The sequence below is a fragment of the Burkholderia metallica genome (assembly GCF_902832845.1).
Classification (GTDB): domain Bacteria; phylum Pseudomonadota; class Gammaproteobacteria; order Burkholderiales; family Burkholderiaceae; genus Burkholderia; species Burkholderia metallica.
The window spans coordinates 100,616-116,006 of sequence record NZ_CADFDB010000005.1; the positions used below are offsets into that span (position 1 = coordinate 100,616).

16 protein-coding genes are annotated in these 15,391 nt (G+C 67.3%); 11 read left to right on the top strand and 5 right to left on the bottom strand.

The window, feature by feature from the left end; genetic code table 11:
- Positions 1-26: 26 nt before the first annotated feature.
- The 11 genes from HWX08_RS15835 (at position 27) to iscX (ending at position 8,394) form a co-directional block, all read left to right on the top strand.
- Positions 27-1,439, top strand: coding sequence for a lactate utilization protein B (locus tag HWX08_RS15835; RefSeq protein WP_174921657.1), 1,413 nt, complete (start codon positions 27-29; stop codon positions 1,437-1,439).
- A 129-nt stretch (positions 1,440-1,568) separates the two neighbouring features.
- On the top strand, positions 1,569-1,796 hold the full coding sequence (locus tag HWX08_RS15840) for a hypothetical protein (protein ID WP_069257074.1): 228 nt from the start codon (positions 1,569-1,571) through the stop codon (positions 1,794-1,796).
- Positions 1,797-1,897: 101 nt separating this feature from the next.
- The gene (locus HWX08_RS15845; RefSeq protein ID WP_174921658.1) at positions 1,898-2,380 is read left to right on the top strand and encodes a low molecular weight protein-tyrosine-phosphatase; all 483 of its coding nucleotides are present in this window, start codon (positions 1,898-1,900) and stop codon (positions 2,378-2,380) included.
- 114 nt (positions 2,381-2,494) lie between these two features.
- The gene (gene iscR / locus HWX08_RS15850) at positions 2,495-3,034 is read left to right on the top strand and encodes a Fe-S cluster assembly transcriptional regulator IscR (RefSeq protein ID WP_009691731.1); all 540 of its coding nucleotides are present in this window, start codon (positions 2,495-2,497) and stop codon (positions 3,032-3,034) included.
- Between the two features lie 64 nt (positions 3,035-3,098).
- Positions 3,099-4,322, top strand: a complete 1,224-nt coding sequence (locus tag HWX08_RS15855) for an IscS subfamily cysteine desulfurase (protein ID WP_069257072.1) — start codon at positions 3,099-3,101, stop codon at positions 4,320-4,322.
- 68 nt (positions 4,323-4,390) lie between these two features.
- Positions 4,391-4,798, top strand: a complete 408-nt coding sequence (iscU, locus tag HWX08_RS15860; protein ID WP_006481982.1) for a Fe-S cluster assembly scaffold IscU — start codon at positions 4,391-4,393, stop codon at positions 4,796-4,798.
- A gap of 65 nt (positions 4,799-4,863) precedes the next feature.
- Complete coding sequence (gene iscA, locus HWX08_RS15865) at positions 4,864-5,187, top strand: iron-sulfur cluster assembly protein IscA (protein ID WP_011885413.1); 324 nt, start codon at positions 4,864-4,866, stop codon at positions 5,185-5,187.
- A gap of 97 nt (positions 5,188-5,284) precedes the next feature.
- The gene (hscB, locus tag HWX08_RS15870; RefSeq protein WP_042973645.1) at positions 5,285-5,812 is read left to right on the top strand and encodes a Fe-S protein assembly co-chaperone HscB; all 528 of its coding nucleotides are present in this window, start codon (positions 5,285-5,287) and stop codon (positions 5,810-5,812) included.
- A gap of 54 nt (positions 5,813-5,866) precedes the next feature.
- The gene (gene hscA / locus HWX08_RS15875) at positions 5,867-7,735 is read left to right on the top strand and encodes a Fe-S protein assembly chaperone HscA (RefSeq protein ID WP_174921659.1); all 1,869 of its coding nucleotides are present in this window, start codon (positions 5,867-5,869) and stop codon (positions 7,733-7,735) included.
- Between the two features lie 88 nt (positions 7,736-7,823).
- Positions 7,824-8,165, top strand: coding sequence for an ISC system 2Fe-2S type ferredoxin (gene fdx / locus HWX08_RS15880; protein WP_011352558.1), 342 nt, complete (start codon positions 7,824-7,826; stop codon positions 8,163-8,165).
- Positions 8,166-8,184: 19 nt separating this feature from the next.
- Entirely contained in the window at positions 8,185-8,394 is a 210-nt protein-coding gene (gene iscX / locus HWX08_RS15885) for a Fe-S cluster assembly protein IscX (RefSeq protein WP_069257070.1), read from the top strand.
- 129 nt (positions 8,395-8,523) lie between these two features.
- On the opposite strand, the gene HWX08_RS15890 is transcribed toward iscX, so the two are convergent.
- The 5 genes from HWX08_RS15890 to HWX08_RS15910 all read right to left on the bottom strand — a co-directional run bounded on the left by HWX08_RS15890 (position 8,524) and on the right by HWX08_RS15910 (position 15,261).
- Positions 8,524-9,261 carry a glycine zipper 2TM domain-containing protein gene (locus HWX08_RS15890; RefSeq protein ID WP_069257069.1) on the bottom strand — a complete coding sequence of 246 codons (738 nt, stop codon included), beginning with the start codon at positions 9,259-9,261 and terminating at the stop codon, positions 8,524-8,526.
- Positions 9,262-9,607: 346 nt separating this feature from the next.
- On the bottom strand, positions 9,608-11,134 hold the full coding sequence (gene lysS / locus HWX08_RS15895; protein ID WP_174921660.1) for a lysine--tRNA ligase: 1,527 nt from the start codon (positions 11,132-11,134) through the stop codon (positions 9,608-9,610).
- A gap of 81 nt (positions 11,135-11,215) precedes the next feature.
- Positions 11,216-12,320, bottom strand: a protein-coding gene (gene prfB, locus HWX08_RS15900) for a peptide chain release factor 2 (protein ID WP_107312618.1) whose coding sequence is annotated in 2 segments (ribosomal slippage) — positions 11,216-12,238 and positions 12,240-12,320 — 1,104 coding nt in all. Because the reading frame shifts where the segments join, the coding sequence is not laid out codon by codon here.
- Between the two features lie 152 nt (positions 12,321-12,472).
- Positions 12,473-14,170 carry a single-stranded-DNA-specific exonuclease RecJ gene (recJ, locus tag HWX08_RS15905; RefSeq protein ID WP_069257066.1) on the bottom strand — a complete coding sequence of 566 codons (1,698 nt, stop codon included), beginning with the start codon at positions 14,168-14,170 and terminating at the stop codon, positions 12,473-12,475.
- A 14-nt stretch (positions 14,171-14,184) separates the two neighbouring features.
- Positions 14,185-15,261: a regulator gene (locus HWX08_RS15910; RefSeq protein WP_174921661.1), complete on the bottom strand. Its 1,077-nt coding sequence runs from the start codon at positions 15,259-15,261 to the stop codon at positions 14,185-14,187.
- Positions 15,262-15,391 lie beyond the last annotated feature (130 nt).

The following is a 15,391-nucleotide window of genomic DNA, read 5'->3' on the forward strand; positions in this document are numbered from 1 at the left end:
CCGCTCACATTTCCCCCGATACCGCGATGCAAGTCCAATCGATGCATTTCAAGGCGCGCGCCGGCCAGAAGCTCGCCGACCAGCGCCTGCAGCAGAACCTGAAGAAGCTGTCGACGAAGTTCGTGTCCGCGCGCGCCGACGCGATGACCGCAATCGACTTCCCGGCCACGCGCGCCGCGCTGAAGGCGCGCCGCAACCGCGCGCTGGAGAACCTCGACGGTTGGCTCGAGGCGTTCGAGCGCGAGGCGACGCGGCGCGGCACGACGGTGCTGTTCGCCGAAACGACCGCGGACGCCGCGTGGCTCGTGGCCGACATCGCGCGCCGGCACGATGTGAAGAAGGTCATCAAGACCAAGTCGATGGTGTCGGAGGAAATGCGCCTGAACGCGGTGCTCGCGGAAATGGGCGTGCAGTCGATCGAGACGGATCTCGGCGAATACATCCTGCAGATCAACGACAACGAGCCGCCGAGCCACATCATTGCGCCCGTCGTGCACAAGGACAAGGACGAGATCGCCGACCTGTTCGCGCGCACGCACCATCGCGAGCGGCTCACCGAGATTCCGGACATGACGCGCGAGGCGCGCGAGGTGCTGCGACCGCATTTCATGTCGGCCGACATGGGCGTGACCGGCGGCAATTTCGTGATCGCCGAGACGGGCTCGGTCGCGATCGTGACGAACGAAGGCAACGAGGGGATGTGCACGGTGATGCCGCGCGTGCACGTCGCGGTGACGGGCATCGAGAAGGTGCTGCCGACGCTCGAGGATCTCGCGACCGCGATGCGCCTGCTGCCGCGCTCCGCGACCGGGCAGACGACGTCGAACTATTTCTCGCTGCTGACCGGGCCGCGCGGGCCGGGCGACGAGGACGGTCCCGAGCACAACTACGTGGTGCTCGTCGACGGCGGCCGCACCGGGCTGCTCGGCGGCGAATTCCAGGAGATGCTGCGCTGCATCCGCTGCGGCGCATGCATGAATCATTGCCCGGTGTACCAGAAGGTCGGCGGCCATGCGTACGGCTGGGTCTACCCGGGACCGATGGGATCGGTGCTGACGCCGAGCTACGTCGGGCTCGACCGCGCGCTCGATCTGCCGCAGGCCGCGACGCTGTGCGGAGAATGCGACAGCGTGTGCCCGGTCGGGATTCCGTTGTCGCACCTGCTGCGCAGGCTGCGCGAGAAGCAGGTCGAGCGGCATCTGCGGCCGTGGCGCGAGCGCGCGGCGCTCGCCGCATGGGGTTTCGTCGCGCGGCGGCCGACGCTGTACGCGCTGACGACCAAGCTCGCGGTGCGCGTGCTGGAGCGGCTGGGCGGCAACGGCGGCACGCTGCGGCGCCTGCCGATGATGGGCGGCTGGACGGACACGCGCGACATGCCGACGCCGACCGGGCGCACGTTCCGCGAACTGTACGCGGCCTCGCAAAGCCACCTCGGCTGACCACTGTTCATCCGGCGACAACAGTGCGTTCGCTATTTGCATATTTATCTCGATAGATGCGGTCTATAGAATCCTGTCTGTAGTCCCCGGAATTGGGTTTCGGGGTACGAGGTCAAGGAGGTCCGCATCATGAAAAAGACAATATCGATGTACTGGCCGCTGGCAATCGTCGTTCCGCTGGCCGCGGCAGCCTATCTGCATACGATGGCCGATGCGCCGTCGCGTAGCCCGCTGGCGGTTCACCAGGCATCCGCCGAGCTGGCGCGTGCGGTGTCGTTCGGGCTCGTCGACGACGCGGCGAAACCGCTGCCGGCGGCATCGGGCGACGTCGTGCTCGCCGCGCCGAAGGCGCTGTGAGGCAGGGCGCGGTCGCTTTGCGCGACGGCGCGATTTCGGCCGCCTTTGTATAATGGCGTGTTCTTCTCCCACGCGGTTCGCCGCGGCATTCCGTTAGTGTGATGACCCGCGTTTCGATCTGTTTCGTCTGCCTCGGCAACATCTGCCGTTCGCCCACCGCGGAAGGCGTGATGCGTCACCAGGTCGACGCGGCCGCGCTGGCGGACCGGATCGCGATCGATTCGGCCGGCACCGGCGACTGGCACGTGGGCGAGCCGCCCGATACGCGTGCGCAGGCTGCCGCGCTCGGGCGCGGCTACGATCTGTCGGCGCTGCGCGCACGGCAGGTGAGTGCGGCGGATTTCGAGCGCTTCGACCTGCTGCTCGCGATGGACGCGGCGAATCTCGCGGAGTTGCGCCGCCGCTGTCCGCCGCAGTATCGCGACAAGGTCCGCCTGCTGATGGAATTCGCGCCGGATTCGACCGAAACCGAAGTGGCCGATCCGTATTTTGGCGGCGCGCAGGGCTTCGAGCAGGTGCTCGATCAGATCGAGCGCGCGTGCGCGGGCCTGCTGGACACGCTCCGGGCCCGCACCGCGCGCTGATCGCACGGAATTCAGCGGTCTGCGAATACCCTTTCAAAGACATGGATACTTGACTAAAAACGTCAAATATTTATACTTGACCAAAATCGTCAAGATTGCAGTCCCCTAGACACCATGAGACTCACCACCAAAGGCCGTTTCGCCGTCACGGCGATGATTGACTTGGCACTGCGCCAGGAGCAGGGCCCGGTGACGCTTGCAGGCATCAGCCAGCGCCAGCGGATTTCGCTTTCGTATCTCGAACAGCTGTTCGGCAAGCTGCGCAGGCATGAAATCGTCGAATCCGTGCGCGGCCCGGGCGGCGGCTACAACCTCGCGCGTCGCGCGCAGGACGTCACCGTTGCCGACATCATCATCGCGGTCGATGAACCGCTCGACGCCACGCAGTGCGGCGGCAAAGGCACGTGCGACGGCTCGAAGCAGCCCGACGGCCATTGCATGACGCACGAGCTCTGGTCGACGCTGAACCAGAAGATGGTCGAATACCTCGACTCCGTGTCGCTGCAGGATCTCGTCGATCAGCAGCGCGCGCGTGAGGGCGCCCCCGCGGTGCTGCGCGACCGGCGCACGCCGGAGCCCGTCGCGGCACCGGCCGAGCCGGTGCGCACGATGCCGCTCGGCCCCAATTCGGTGTTCAACATCGCGAGTTCGTGAGCGCGAACGCGCACGCCCTACCCATAACGCACATAGTCCCTGCACAGAATTCCCGGAGCGACAGATGACCCAAGACACTCTCCACCTGCCCATCTACATGGATTACAGCGCGACGACGCCCGTCGATCCGCGCGTGGTCGACAAGATGGTGCCGTACCTGCGCGAGCAGTTCGGCAACCCGGCGTCGCGCAGCCACGCTTACGGCTGGGACGCGGAGCGTGCGGTCGAGGAGGCGCGCGAGCAGGTCGCCGCGCTGGTGAACGCGGATCCGCGCGAAATCATCTGGACGTCCGGCGCAACGGAATCGGACAACCTCGCGATCAAGGGCGCCGCGAACTTCTACAAGGGCAAGGGCAAGCACATCGTCACGGTGAAGACCGAGCACAAGGCCGTGCTCGACACCTGCCGCGAGCTCGAGCGCGACGGCTTCGAAGTGACCTATCTCGACGTGAAGGACGACGGCCTGATCGACCTCGACGTGTTCAAGGCCGCGCTGCGCCCGGACACGATCCTCGTGTCGGTGATGCACGTGAACAACGAGATCGGCGTGATCCAGGACATCGAGGCGATCGGTGAGATCTGCCGCGAGAAGGGCATCGTGTTCCACGTCGACGCCGCGCAGTCGACCGGCAAGGTTGGGATCGACCTCGCGAAGCTGAAGGTCGACCTGATGTCGTTCTCCGCACACAAGACCTACGGCCCGAAGGGCATCGGCGCGCTGTACGTGCGCCGCAAGCCGCGCGTGCGCATCGAAGCGCAGATGCACGGCGGCGGTCACGAGCGCGGCATGCGCTCGGGCACGCTGCCGACGCACCAGATCGTCGGCATGGGCGAAGCGTTCCGCATCGCCCGCGAAGAAATGGCGACGGAAAACGAGCGCGTGCGCATGCTGCGCGACAAGCTGCTGCGCGGCCTGTCGCAGATCGAGGAAACGTACGTGAACGGCGACATGGAGCGCCGTGTCCCGCACAACCTCAACATCAGTTTCAACTTCGTCGAAGGCGAGTCGCTGATCATGGCGATCAAGGACGTCGCGGTGTCGTCGGGTTCCGCATGCACGTCGGCATCGCTGGAGCCGTCGTACGTGCTGCGCGCGCTCGGCCGCAACGACGAACTGGCGCACAGCTCGATCCGCTTCACGGTCGGCCGCTTCACGACGGAGCAGGAAGTCGACTTCGTGATCAACCTGCTGAACAGCAAGATCGCGAAACTGCGCGAACTGTCGCCGCTCTGGGAAATGCACCAGGAAGGCATCGATCTGTCGACGATCGAATGGGCCGCACACTGAGCGCCGGATTGAACATACCCGCGGGCGGATTCGCGCACGCAGACGTAACGAGTCAAGGAGTCTGAGTCATGTCTTACAGCAACAAGGTTCTGGATCACTACGAAAACCCGCGCAACGTCGGTTCGTTCGCGAAGGACGACGACACGGTCGGCACGGGCATGGTCGGCGCGCCGGCCTGCGGCGACGTGATGAAGCTGCAGATCCGCGTCGGCGCGGACGGCGTGATCGAAGACGCGAAGTTCAAGACCTACGGTTGCGGTTCGGCGATCGCGTCGAGCTCGCTCGTCACCGAATGGGTGAAGGGCAAGACGCTCGACGAAGCACTGTCGATCAAGAACACGCAGATCGCCGAAGAACTCGCGCTGCCGCCGGTGAAGATTCACTGCTCGATCCTCGCGGAAGACGCGATCAAGGCAGCCGTGGCCGACTACAAGAAGCGTCACGACACCAAGGAAGGCGATCAGGCAGCGGCCTGAGCGGCATCGAGCACGTGAGTGAAGGAACGCGGCGGGCCCCGGTGGCGCGCCGCGGCAAGGACATCATGGCAATTACACTGACCGAAAAAGCAGCACAGCACGTCCAGAAATACCTTGTCCGTCGCGGCAAGGGGGTGGGCCTGCGGCTCGGCGTTCGCACGACCGGGTGCTCGGGGCTCGCGTACAAGCTCGAGTATGTCGACGAGCTCGCTCCCGAGGATCAGGTGTTCGAGAGCCATGGCGTGAAGGTCGTCGTCGATCCGAAGAGCCTGGCCTACATCGACGGCACCGAGCTCGACTTCGCACGTGAAGGCCTGAACGAAGGGTTCAAGTTCAACAACCCGAACGTGAAGGACGAGTGCGGCTGCGGCGAATCGTTCCGCGTGTGACCACGCGGGTCTCCGCGCGATGCGGGCAAGAGGCGGCGCGGGCCGCCTTTTTAATGTGCGGCGTTTGCCGCGCGACGAACCGGAATTGAACGCGACGATGGTTTCGCTGAAAGACAGCCACTTCGACCTGTTTCACCTGCCGGCGCAATTCGCGCTTGACGAGACGGCGCTCGACGCCGCCTATCGGACGGTGCAGACGCAAGTGCATCCGGACCGCTTCGCGGCGGCCGGCGACGCGCAGAAGCGTATCGCGATGCAATGGGCAACCCGTGCGAACGAGGCGTATCGCACGCTGCGCGATCCGTTGAAGCGCGCGTCGTATCTGCTGTCGCTGCGCGGCGTCGACATCGGCGCGGAAAACAACACCGCGATGGAGCCCGCATTCCTGATGCAGCAGATGGAGTGGCGCGAGGGCATCGAGGATGCCGCGGCCGCCCGCAACGTCGACGCGCTCGACGCGCTGCTCGCCGAGCTGCGCGAAGAGCGGCGCGTGCGCGTGGAGCGCCTCGGCACGCTGCTCGACAGCGGCGCCGATCAGGCGGCGGCCGAGGCCGTGCGCCAGTTGATGTTCATCGAACGGGTCGCGTCGGAAGTGGGCGCGCAGATCGAGCGCCTCGAAACTTAACCGCGTGCCTCGCGGCACGCGCAGCAAACGGGCCGAGCGCCCGAACGAACCAAGATGGCTTTACTGCAAATTTCCGAACCGGGCATGGCGCCGGCGCCGCATCAGCGGCGACTCGCCGTCGGGATCGATCTCGGCACGACGAACTCCCTCGTCGCGGCCGTGCGCAACAGCGTGCCCGAAGTCCTGCCGGACGAAGCGGGCCGCGTGCTGCTGCCGTCGGTAGTCCGTTATCTCGAGAAGGGCGGCCGTCGTATCGGCCATGAGGCGAAAGAGCAGGCCGCGACCGATCCGCGCAACACGATCGTGTCGGTCAAGCGCTTCATGGGCCGTGGCAAGGCCGAAGTCGAAGGCGCGGCGAACGCGCCGTACGAATTCGTCGACGCGCCGGGCATGGTGCAGATCCGCACCATCGACGGCGTGAAGAGCCCGGTCGAAGTGTCGGCCGAGATTCTCGCGACGCTGCGGTATCGCGCGGAGGATTCGCTCGGCGACGACCTGGTCGGCGCGGTGATCACGGTGCCCGCGTATTTCGACGAAGCCCAGCGCCAGGCGACCAAGGATGCGGCGCGCCTCGCGGGCCTCAACGTGCTGCGCCTGCTGAACGAACCGACCGCCGCGGCGATTGCCTATGGTCTGGACAACGGGGCCGAAGGTCTCTATGCGGTGTACGACCTCGGCGGCGGCACGTTCGACCTGTCGATCCTGAAGCTGACGAAGGGCGTGTTCGAAGTGCTGGCCGCGGGCGGCGATTCCGCGCTCGGCGGCGACGATTTCGACCATGCGCTGTTCGACCACGTGCTCGAGCAGGCCGGCATCGACGTGAAGACGCTGGCACCCGAAGACGTGCGCCTGTTGCTCGACCGCGTGCGCGTGCTGAAAGAAGCGCTGTCGTCCGCGCCGCAGGCGTCGCTCGATGTCACGCTGTCGGGCGGCGCGCACCTCGTGCAGACGATCTCGCACGACACGTTCGCGTCGCTCGTCGAACCGCTCGTGCAGCGCACGCTCACGCCGACCCGCAAGGCGCTGCGCGACGCGCAGGTCACGCCGGCCGACATCAAGGGCGTCGTGCTCGTCGGCGGCGCGACGCGCATGCCGGTGATCCGCGACGCGGTCGCGAAATATTTCGGCCAGCCGCCGCTCGTGAACCTCGATCCGGACCAGGTCGTCGCGCTCGGCGCAGCGATCCAGGCCGACCTGCTCGCAGGCAATCGCGGCACCGGCGACGACTGGCTGCTGCTCGACGTGATTCCGCTGTCGCTCGGTGTCGAGACGATGGGCGGTCTCGTCGAGAAGATCATTCCGCGCAACTCGACGATTCCGATCGCACGTGCGCAGGAATTCACGACCTTCAAGGACGGCCAGACCGCGATGGCGATTCACGTCGTGCAGGGCGAGCGCGAGCTCGTCGCCGACTGCCGGTCGCTCGCGCGTTTCGAGCTGCGCGGCATTCCGCCGATGACGGCCGGCGCGGCACGGATTCGCGTGACGTACCAGGTCGACGCGGATGGTCTGCTGTCGGTGTTCGCCCGCGAACAGCTGTCGGGCGTCGAGGCGTCGGTCGTCGTGAAGCCGTCGTACGGCCTTGCCGACGACGACATCGCGAAGATGCTCGAGGACAGCTTCAAGACCGCTGAAATCGACATGCGTGCGCGCGCGTTGCGCGAAGCACAGGTCGAGGCCGAGCGGATGCTCGAGGCGACGCAGGCCGCGCTGGCGGCCGACGGCGAACTGCTCGATGCGAACGAGCGCACGCAGATCGACGCGCTGGCCGCGGCGTTGCGCGCGGTGGCGCAGGGCGACGATACGAACGCGATCGAAGCGGCGACCAAGGCACTGGCCGACGGCACCGACGAATTCGCGGCGCGCCGGATGGACAAGAGCATCAAGCGCGCGCTGTCGGGCCGCCGGCTCGACGAGATCTGAACTCACGAACTGCGCATCGGCCGGCAACGGCCTGCGCGACAATCAACCGTGCGGCGCCGCGCGCCGCACCCTGACTGACGGAACGGACATGCCTCAACTGGTGGTGCTGCCTCACGTCGAACTGTGCCCGGACGGCGCAGTGATCGACGCGACGCCCGGCAAGAGTATCTGCGACAACCTGCTCGAACACGGAATCGAGATCGAGCACGCATGCGAGAAGTCGTGCGCATGCACGACGTGCCACGTGGTGATCCGCGAGGGCTTCAACGATCTGACGCCGTCCGAGGAGGACGAGGACGATCTGCTGGACAAGGCGTGGGGCCTCGAGCCGACGTCGCGCCTGTCGTGCCAGGCGATCGTGAAGGAAGATTCGGACCTGGTGGTCGAGATTCCGAAATACTCGATCAACCACGCGAAAGAAAACCACTGACCGGAACCGGAGGCAGGCGATGAAATGGACCGATTCGCGTGAAATAGCCATTGCGCTGGCGGACAAGCACCCGGACATCGACCCGCAGCGGATCAACTTCGTCGACCTGCGCCAGTGGGTGCTCGAACTCGACGGCTTCAACGACGATCCGTCGCACTCCGGCGAGAAGATCCTCGAGGCGATCCAGGCCCACTGGATCGACGAATCGGACTTCGACGACGAGGACTGAACACCGGACGCGCCGTTATCGCGCATTCGGGCAGCAATAAAAAACGGCTCGTGAGCAAGCGCTCGCGAGCCGTTTTTCATGTTCGGGCCGCTGCCCGCGCGGATGACGCGGGCAGGGGGTGCCGCACGATCACGCGCCGACCAGCGTCCCGTTCTCGATCCGCACGCGCTGGCCCTGGCCGAACGGCGGCTGCTGGTTGCGGTACGTGAACGTGCGCGTCGCGCCGCTCTCCATCTGGACCTGCACCTGATAGTCGGTTTCCGCGCGCACCTGTTTTTCGACCTGGTTGCCAGCGAGGCCGCCACCCAGTGCGCCGATGATCGTCATCGCGGTGCGGCCGTTGCCGTGGCCGAACTGGTTGCCAAGCAGGCCGCCTGCTGCTGCGCCGCCGACCGCGCCGATGCCCGAGCTCTGGCCGGCCGTGCGGATCGGCGTGATCGCGACGACCGTACCGCAGCTCTGGCAGTAGGTCTGCGCGGGTACCGACGGCTGCTGCGCGTATTGCGGCGGCTGCGGCGCCGTGGTGTGACGGCGGTGCGGCGCAGCCGGACGCGGCGCGGGCTTCGGCTCGGCCTGCGCGACGGCGGCCTTCTCCTTCTGCTGCGCGGCGGCCTGTTCGGCAGCCTGCTGCTGGGCCTGCGCGGCGAGTGCTGCGCTGGCGGCCGCGGCCGTATCGACGGCCGGCTGCGACGCGATCAGCGCGGCTTGAGTCTGGCCGCTCTGTGCATTGCTGCTGCTGGCCTTCGGGAAGATGCCGGTGATCGCTGCCGTCGCCGCGAGGCTGGCGACGATGACGGCGCCCGCGGCGGTGGCGATCAGCGGGTGGAGGCGTTGCTTTTGCGGCGTGGTCTGATTCTGGTTGTCCATTTTTTTCTCCGATGTCGATCCGGATCGGCACGTCGGCGCCGGGCCGGATCCCACGCTCGGGATCGAGCAGACTTGGCGTTCCTGCGCCGCGTTCTGGTCCCGTGGTCATGCGTGGTGACGCAACAGGAGTGTCGTCCAGCGGCACGGAGCGCGTCGTATCAAGGTGTAACGAATTGCAGCGGCGCGCGCGCGTTCACGGCAGGGAAAACCCGGAGAAGGCCGTCGCGACGGGGAAATGAAACGGGGGAGGATCGAAAGCCGGCGAGCGCCGGCGGGCGGGATTTACGCGTCGTTACAAAGCCGACGCGTGCGCGCCACGGCGGCGGCGCACACGCGGGCGCGGCGGTCAGTCTTCGCGGCGCAGATGCGGGAACAGCAGCACGTCGCGGATCGTCGGGCTGTCGGTCAGCAGCATCACGAGACGGTCGATACCGATCCCGCAGCCGCCGGTCGGGGGCATCCCGTATTCGAGCGCGCGGATGTAGTCGGCGTCGAAGAACATCGCTTCCTCGTCACCCGCATCCTTCTGTTCGACCTGCTTCTTGAAGCGCGCGGCCTGGTCTTCCGGATCGTTCAGCTCCGAGAAGCCGTTCGCGATTTCACGACCGGTCATGAACAGTTCGAACCGCTCGGTGATGCCCGGCACCGTATCCGATGCGCGTGCGAGCGGCGACACCTCGACCGGGTAGTCGATGATGAACGTCGGTTCCCACAGCTGCGCTTCGGCGGTTTCCTCGAACAGCGCGAGCTGCAGCGCGCCGATGCCCGCGTTCAGGAACGCCGGCTGCGACACGTCGACGCCGAAGCGCTTCAGTTCGGTGCGCAGGAAGGCGTCGTCCGACAGCTGGCCGTCGGTGTAGTCCGGCGCGTACTTCTGGATCGCCTGCGTGATCGTCAGCCGATGGAACGGCTTCGCGAGATCGAGCTCGCGGCCCTGATACTGGATCGTCGCGGTGCCGAGCGCATCGATCGCCGCCTGGCGGATCAGTTGCTCGGTGAAGTCCATCAGCCAGCGGTAATCGGTGTACGCGGCGTAGAACTCCATCATCGTGAATTCCGGGTTGTGACGCGGCGACACGCCTTCGTTCCGGAAATTGCGGTTGATTTCGAACACGCGCTCGAAGCCGCCGACGATCAGGCGCTTCAGGTACAGCTCCGGCGCGATGCGCAGGAACATCTGCATGTCGAGCGCGTTGTGGTGCGTGACGAACGGCTTCGCGGCCGCGCCGCCCGGGATCGGGTGCAGCATCGGCGTCTCGACTTCCATGAACTCGGCGTTGTCCATGAACTTGCGGATCGACGCGATCGTCTTCGTGCGGGCGCGGAACGTGTCGCGCGTTTCCGGCGTGACGATCAGGTCGACGTAGCGCTGGCGGTAGCGCATTTCCTGGTCCGACAGCCCGTGGAACTTGTCCGGCAGCGGGCGCAGCGCCTTCGACAGCAGGCGCAGTTCCTTGCACTGGACCGACAGTTCGCCCTTGTTGGTGCGAAACAGCACGCCGCGCGCGGCGACGATGTCGCCGAGGTCCCACTTCTTGAATGCGTCGTAGGTTTCCGTGCCGACGTCGTTCGGCGTCACGAAGAACTGGATCTGGCCCGAACCGTCCTGCACCGTCGCGAAGCTGGCCTTGCCCATCACGCGCTTGAGCATCATGCGGCCGGCCACCGACACCTCGACCGGGTTCGCTTCGAGCGCGGCCTTGTCCGACTCGGCGAATTTCGCCTGCAGGTCGGCTGCATGGTGCTCGGGGCGGAAATCGTTCGGGTAGGCGACGCCTTGCTCGCGCAGGGCGCGCAGCTTCTCGCGGCGCTCGGCGATGATCTGGTTTTCGTCCGCGGTGACGGCGGGCTGCGTTTGGGTCGGTTCGGTCATGATGGTCGGAATTCGGAGTGGTGCGGCAACGCAAACGGGAAGGGCAAGGGGGCGCGACCCGACAGGATCGCGCCGCGGCGCTTACACGCCCTGTTTGAGGCTCGCGCTGATGAAGTCGTCGAGGTCGCCGTCGAGGACGGCGCGCGTGTTGCTCATTTCGACGTTGGTGCGCAGATCCTTCACGCGGCTCTGGTCGAGCACGTACGAACGGATCTGGTGGCCCCAGCCCACATCGGTCTTGCTCGATTCGAGCTTGTCCTGTTCGGCCTGGCGCTTGCGCATCTCGACTTCGTACAGGCGCGACTTCAGCATCGCCATCGCTTCGGCACGGTTGCGGTGCTGCGAGCGGTCGTTCTGGCACTGCACGACGATACCGGTCGGCATGTGCGTGATCCGCACCGCGGAGTCGGTCTTGTTGATGTGCTGCCCGCCCGCGCCCGATGCGCGGTACGTGTCGATGCGCAGGTCGGCCGGGTTGATCTCGACTTCGATCGAGTCGTCGATTTCCGGATAGACGAACACCGACGAGAACGACGTGTGGCGGCCGCCCGACGAGTCGAACGGCGACTTGCGCACGAGGCGGTGGATGCCCGTTTCGGTGCGCAGGAAGCCGTATGCGTATTCGCCCGTCACCTTGACCGTCGCGTTCTTGATGCCAGCGACGTCGCCGTCGGACTCTTCGAGCACTTCGGCCTTGAAGCCCTTGCGCTCGCAGTAGCGCAGGTACTGGCGCAGCAGCATCGACGCCCAGTCGCACGCTTCGGTGCCGCCGGCGCCGGCCTGGATGTCGATGAAGCAGTTGTTCGGGTCGGCCGGGTTCGAGAACATCCGGCGGAACTCGATGTCGCCGACGCGTGCCTCGAGCTTCGCGGCGTCTTCTTCCGACGCGACGAGCGTATCTTCGTCGCCTTCCTCGCGGGCCAGCTCGAACAGGTCGAGCGCGTCGCGCAGGTCGTTATCGAGCGCGGTGAGCGTCATGACGACGCCTTCGAGCAGCTTCTTCTCGCGACCGAGTGCCTGGGCGTTCTTCGAATCGTTCCAGACGTTCGGGTCTTCGAGTTCCTTGTTGACTTCGATCAGACGCGCAGCTTTGGCGTCGTAGTCAAAGATACCCCCGAAGCTCGCCCGCGCGGTTGCGCAGGTCGAGCAGGGAGCTTTCGATCGCGTTGAGACGTTCCGCTTCCATGATCGCTCGCTATTCTTGCTTCGTAAAAAAGCGGAATTATAGCCGATCGGCAGGGTTGCCCGGTGACGCAAACCGTGCCTGCCCGCACGCGGCGGCGGCGTCCGGCGCGGTGCGCATGCGTCGGCGGGCGTCGCGGGCCCGGCGGCCCGCGTTCAGCCGGCCGCGTGTTCGACGATCAGCTGGACGCGCGTGACGCCGTTCCACGTGTCCGCGACGAGGCGGTACGCGACCAGCGCGCTGTCCGGCAGCGGCTCCGTGTGGTTGAACCAGATCGCGTTGAAGCGCTGGCGGCCGCGTGCCAGTTGCAGCTTCAGGTGTTTTTCCTTCACGAGCGATTGCGACACGACGTCGAATTCGCCGGAGAAAAGCGGGGCCGGAAAACCTTGCCCCCAGACCGCTTCGTCGAGCAGCCCGACGAACTGCGGCGTGAAGTACGCGTCCTCGAGTTCGCCGTCGGTCTCGATCACGCGGGCGAGCGCGTCGTCGGACAGCCATTCGCGCGCAACGGCCTCGAACGCGGCGGCGAAGCGCGGCACGTTTTCGGTGTCGAGCGTGAGGCCGGCCGCCATCGCGTGGCCGCCGAACGCGACGATCAGGTCCGGTTCGCGTTTCGACACGAGGTCGAGCGCGTCGCGCAGGTGGAAGCCGGGAATCGAGCGGCCCGACCCTTTGACCCGCTTGCCTTCGTCGTCCGCGTGCGCGAACGTGAACGACGGGCGGTGGAATTTTTCCTTGAGCCGGCCGGCGACGATGCCGATCACGCCCTGGTGCCACTCGGGGTTGAAGAGGGTGATCGTGCACGCGTCGGCCGGATCGACGTCGGCGAGATCGGCGAGCGCCTGCTGCTGCATGCCCGCCTCGATCTCGCGGCGCTCGCGGTTCATCACGTCGAGCTGCTGCGCGAGATCCCAGGCGCGGCCGATGTCGTCGGTGATCAGGCACTCGATGCCGAGCGACATGTCGGACAGCCGCCCGGCGGCGTTCAGGCGCGGGCCGAGGCCGAAGCCGAGGTCGAAGCCCGACGCGGTGCGCGCTTCGCGCGCGGCGGCGCGGAACAGCGCGGCGATGCCGGGCTGCATGCGGCCGTTGCGGATGCGCTGCAGCCCCTGCGCGACGAGCACGCGGTTGTTGCCGTCGAGCCGCACGACGTCGGCGACGGTGCCGAGCGCGACGAGGTCGAGCAGGCCGTCGAGGCGCGGCTCGGCTTCCTTGCTCGCGAACGCGCCGCGACGGCGCAGCTCGGCGCGCAGCGCGAGCAGCACGTAGAACATCACGCCGACGCCAGCGAGGTGCTTGCTCGGGAACGCGCAGCCGGGCTGGTTCGGGTTGACGATCGCGCGCGCGGCGGGCAGTGCGTCGCCGGGCAGGTGGTGGTCGGTCACGAGCACGTCGATGCCGCGTGCGTTCGCGGCTTCGACGCCCGCGACGCTCGCGATCCCGTTGTCGACGGTGATCAGCAGGTCGGGCTTGCGCGCGGCGGCGAGTTCGACGATTTCGGGCGTGAGGCCGTAGCCGTATTCGAAGCGGTTCGGCACCAGGTAATCGATCTGCGCGCCGAACATCCGCAGGCCGCGCACCGCGACCGCGCATGCGGTCGCGCCGTCGCAGTCGTAGTCGGCGACGACCAGCAGGCGCCGCTTGTCGGCGATTGCGTCGGCGAGCAGCGACGCCGCGTCGGCGCAGCCTTTCAGCTCGGTGGGCGGCACGAGCCGCGCGAGCGCGGTCTCGATGTCGGCGGGGGACTGCACGCCGCGCGACGCGTACAGGCGCGCGAGGACGGGGTGCAGACCGTGGCGCGCGAGCGCTTCTGCGTCGGCGGGCGCGACGGGGCGGGTAACGATCCGGGTCATACGGGGTCTGCTGGTTATTCGAACAGGGAGGCCAGCGCACGGCGGCGCCAGAACTTGCGCAGGTCGCCGCGCGTCGCGTGCAGCGTCACGGAGCTCGTGTCGCCGCACAGCGTGAAGTCGACGCTCGCGAGCTCGCCGTTGCGCAACGCGGCGAGGGCCGGCGCGAACCAGTCGCGCTCGAGTGCGGCGAGCCCGTCGTGCCAGCGCGCCCAGTCCTGCTCGATGAACGGAGTGGTCAGCGCCGGCAGTTCGACGAGCGTCGCGCCGTCGCCGGCGGCGAGCGCGCCGAACGCGGCCGGCGGCGCACCGGTGTCGGCCTGCGCGGCGCGCGCGAGGCCGAGCGCGGCCGGCGAAGTGGACAGCACGCGCGCGAACGGCTTGCCGACCGGCTTCAGCGTGCCCTGTGCGTGGAACCAGATCGAATTGACGGCCGGCAGCCCGCGCGCTTCGCGGGCTTCGTTGACCGGATGCTGGAACCACGCCATCTGCACTTCGTTCTGCAGCTTCATCCACATCCGCGAGCGCTCGCCCGTATGCGCTTCGTGCGGCAGCCAGATTTCGATGTTGCGGCCGCTCGCGCGCAGCGGCGCGGCGCCGGCCAGCCGGGCGAGCTGCTCGCTCGACAGGTACCAGCGCGACGGGTGCGGCGCCTCGAGCCGCACGCCCAGCTCCTCGATCAGCGGCCGCGCGATGGCGAGCAGCGCGGCGGCGTCGCCGTCGTCGAGCGCGAGGGCGGCCGGATCGACGAGCACCAGGTGATCGTGTGCGATTTCGACGTGCACGGGCTCGACGCACGCCCACGCGTGCGTGCCGGGGGCGCCGCCGTCGGCCAGCAGCATGTAGGGCGCGAGCGGCGCCTCGTCGGCGGCGTTGCCCTGGGTCGCGCCGAACTGGCGGGCCAGCCAGCGTTCGTGCGGCAGCGTGCGCTGGAAGTCCTCGCCGGCCACGCGCTCGACGAGGCTGGCGCGGGCGAGCAACTTTTCGAGCGCGGGGCTGTCCAGCGTGTGCAGGGACGAGGCCGCATCGGCCGCCGACGGCAGCGCGAACGGAACGAGAAAATGGAGGCGTCGGTCGTGCATGATGGTGCGCATTGTATGGCAAACTGCGCGCGTGATCGGGCCGGCTGACGGCCCGTTCGCGTCCGGCGGCCGTTTTTCGACCGTGCCCGGGCCGGTGGTCGCCACCGGGCGGCGGTCCGGCCGCGGGGCGCCTCCCCGCCGT

Coding starts and splice junctions, on each gene's coding strand:
- HWX08_RS15845 (WP_174921658.1), top strand. CDS start 1,898: ATGACCCGCGTTTCGATCTGTTTCGTCTGCCTCGGCAACATCTGCCGT.
- recJ (WP_069257066.1), bottom strand. CDS start 14,170: ATGACCCGGATCGTTACCCGCCCCGTCGCGCCCGCCGACGCAGAAGCG.
- hscA (WP_174921659.1), top strand. CDS start 5,867: ATGGCTTTACTGCAAATTTCCGAACCGGGCATGGCGCCGGCGCCGCAT.
- HWX08_RS15840 (WP_069257074.1), top strand. CDS start 1,569: ATGAAAAAGACAATATCGATGTACTGGCCGCTGGCAATCGTCGTTCCG.
- HWX08_RS15890 (WP_069257069.1), bottom strand. CDS start 9,261: ATGGACAACCAGAATCAGACCACGCCGCAAAAGCAACGCCTCCACCCG.
- HWX08_RS15910 (WP_174921661.1), bottom strand. CDS start 15,261: ATGCGCACCATCATGCACGACCGACGCCTCCATTTTCTCGTTCCGTTC.
- iscA (WP_011885413.1), top strand. CDS start 4,864: ATGGCAATTACACTGACCGAAAAAGCAGCACAGCACGTCCAGAAATAC.
- fdx (WP_011352558.1), top strand. CDS start 7,824: ATGCCTCAACTGGTGGTGCTGCCTCACGTCGAACTGTGCCCGGACGGC.
- lysS (WP_174921660.1), bottom strand. CDS start 11,134: ATGACCGAACCGACCCAAACGCAGCCCGCCGTCACCGCGGACGAAAAC.
- HWX08_RS15855 (WP_069257072.1), top strand. CDS start 3,099: ATGACCCAAGACACTCTCCACCTGCCCATCTACATGGATTACAGCGCG.
- iscX (WP_069257070.1), top strand. CDS start 8,185: ATGAAATGGACCGATTCGCGTGAAATAGCCATTGCGCTGGCGGACAAG.
- iscR (WP_009691731.1), top strand. CDS start 2,495: ATGAGACTCACCACCAAAGGCCGTTTCGCCGTCACGGCGATGATTGAC.
- HWX08_RS15835 (WP_174921657.1), top strand. CDS start 27: ATGCAAGTCCAATCGATGCATTTCAAGGCGCGCGCCGGCCAGAAGCTC.
- iscU (WP_006481982.1), top strand. CDS start 4,391: ATGTCTTACAGCAACAAGGTTCTGGATCACTACGAAAACCCGCGCAAC.
- hscB (WP_042973645.1), top strand. CDS start 5,285: ATGGTTTCGCTGAAAGACAGCCACTTCGACCTGTTTCACCTGCCGGCG.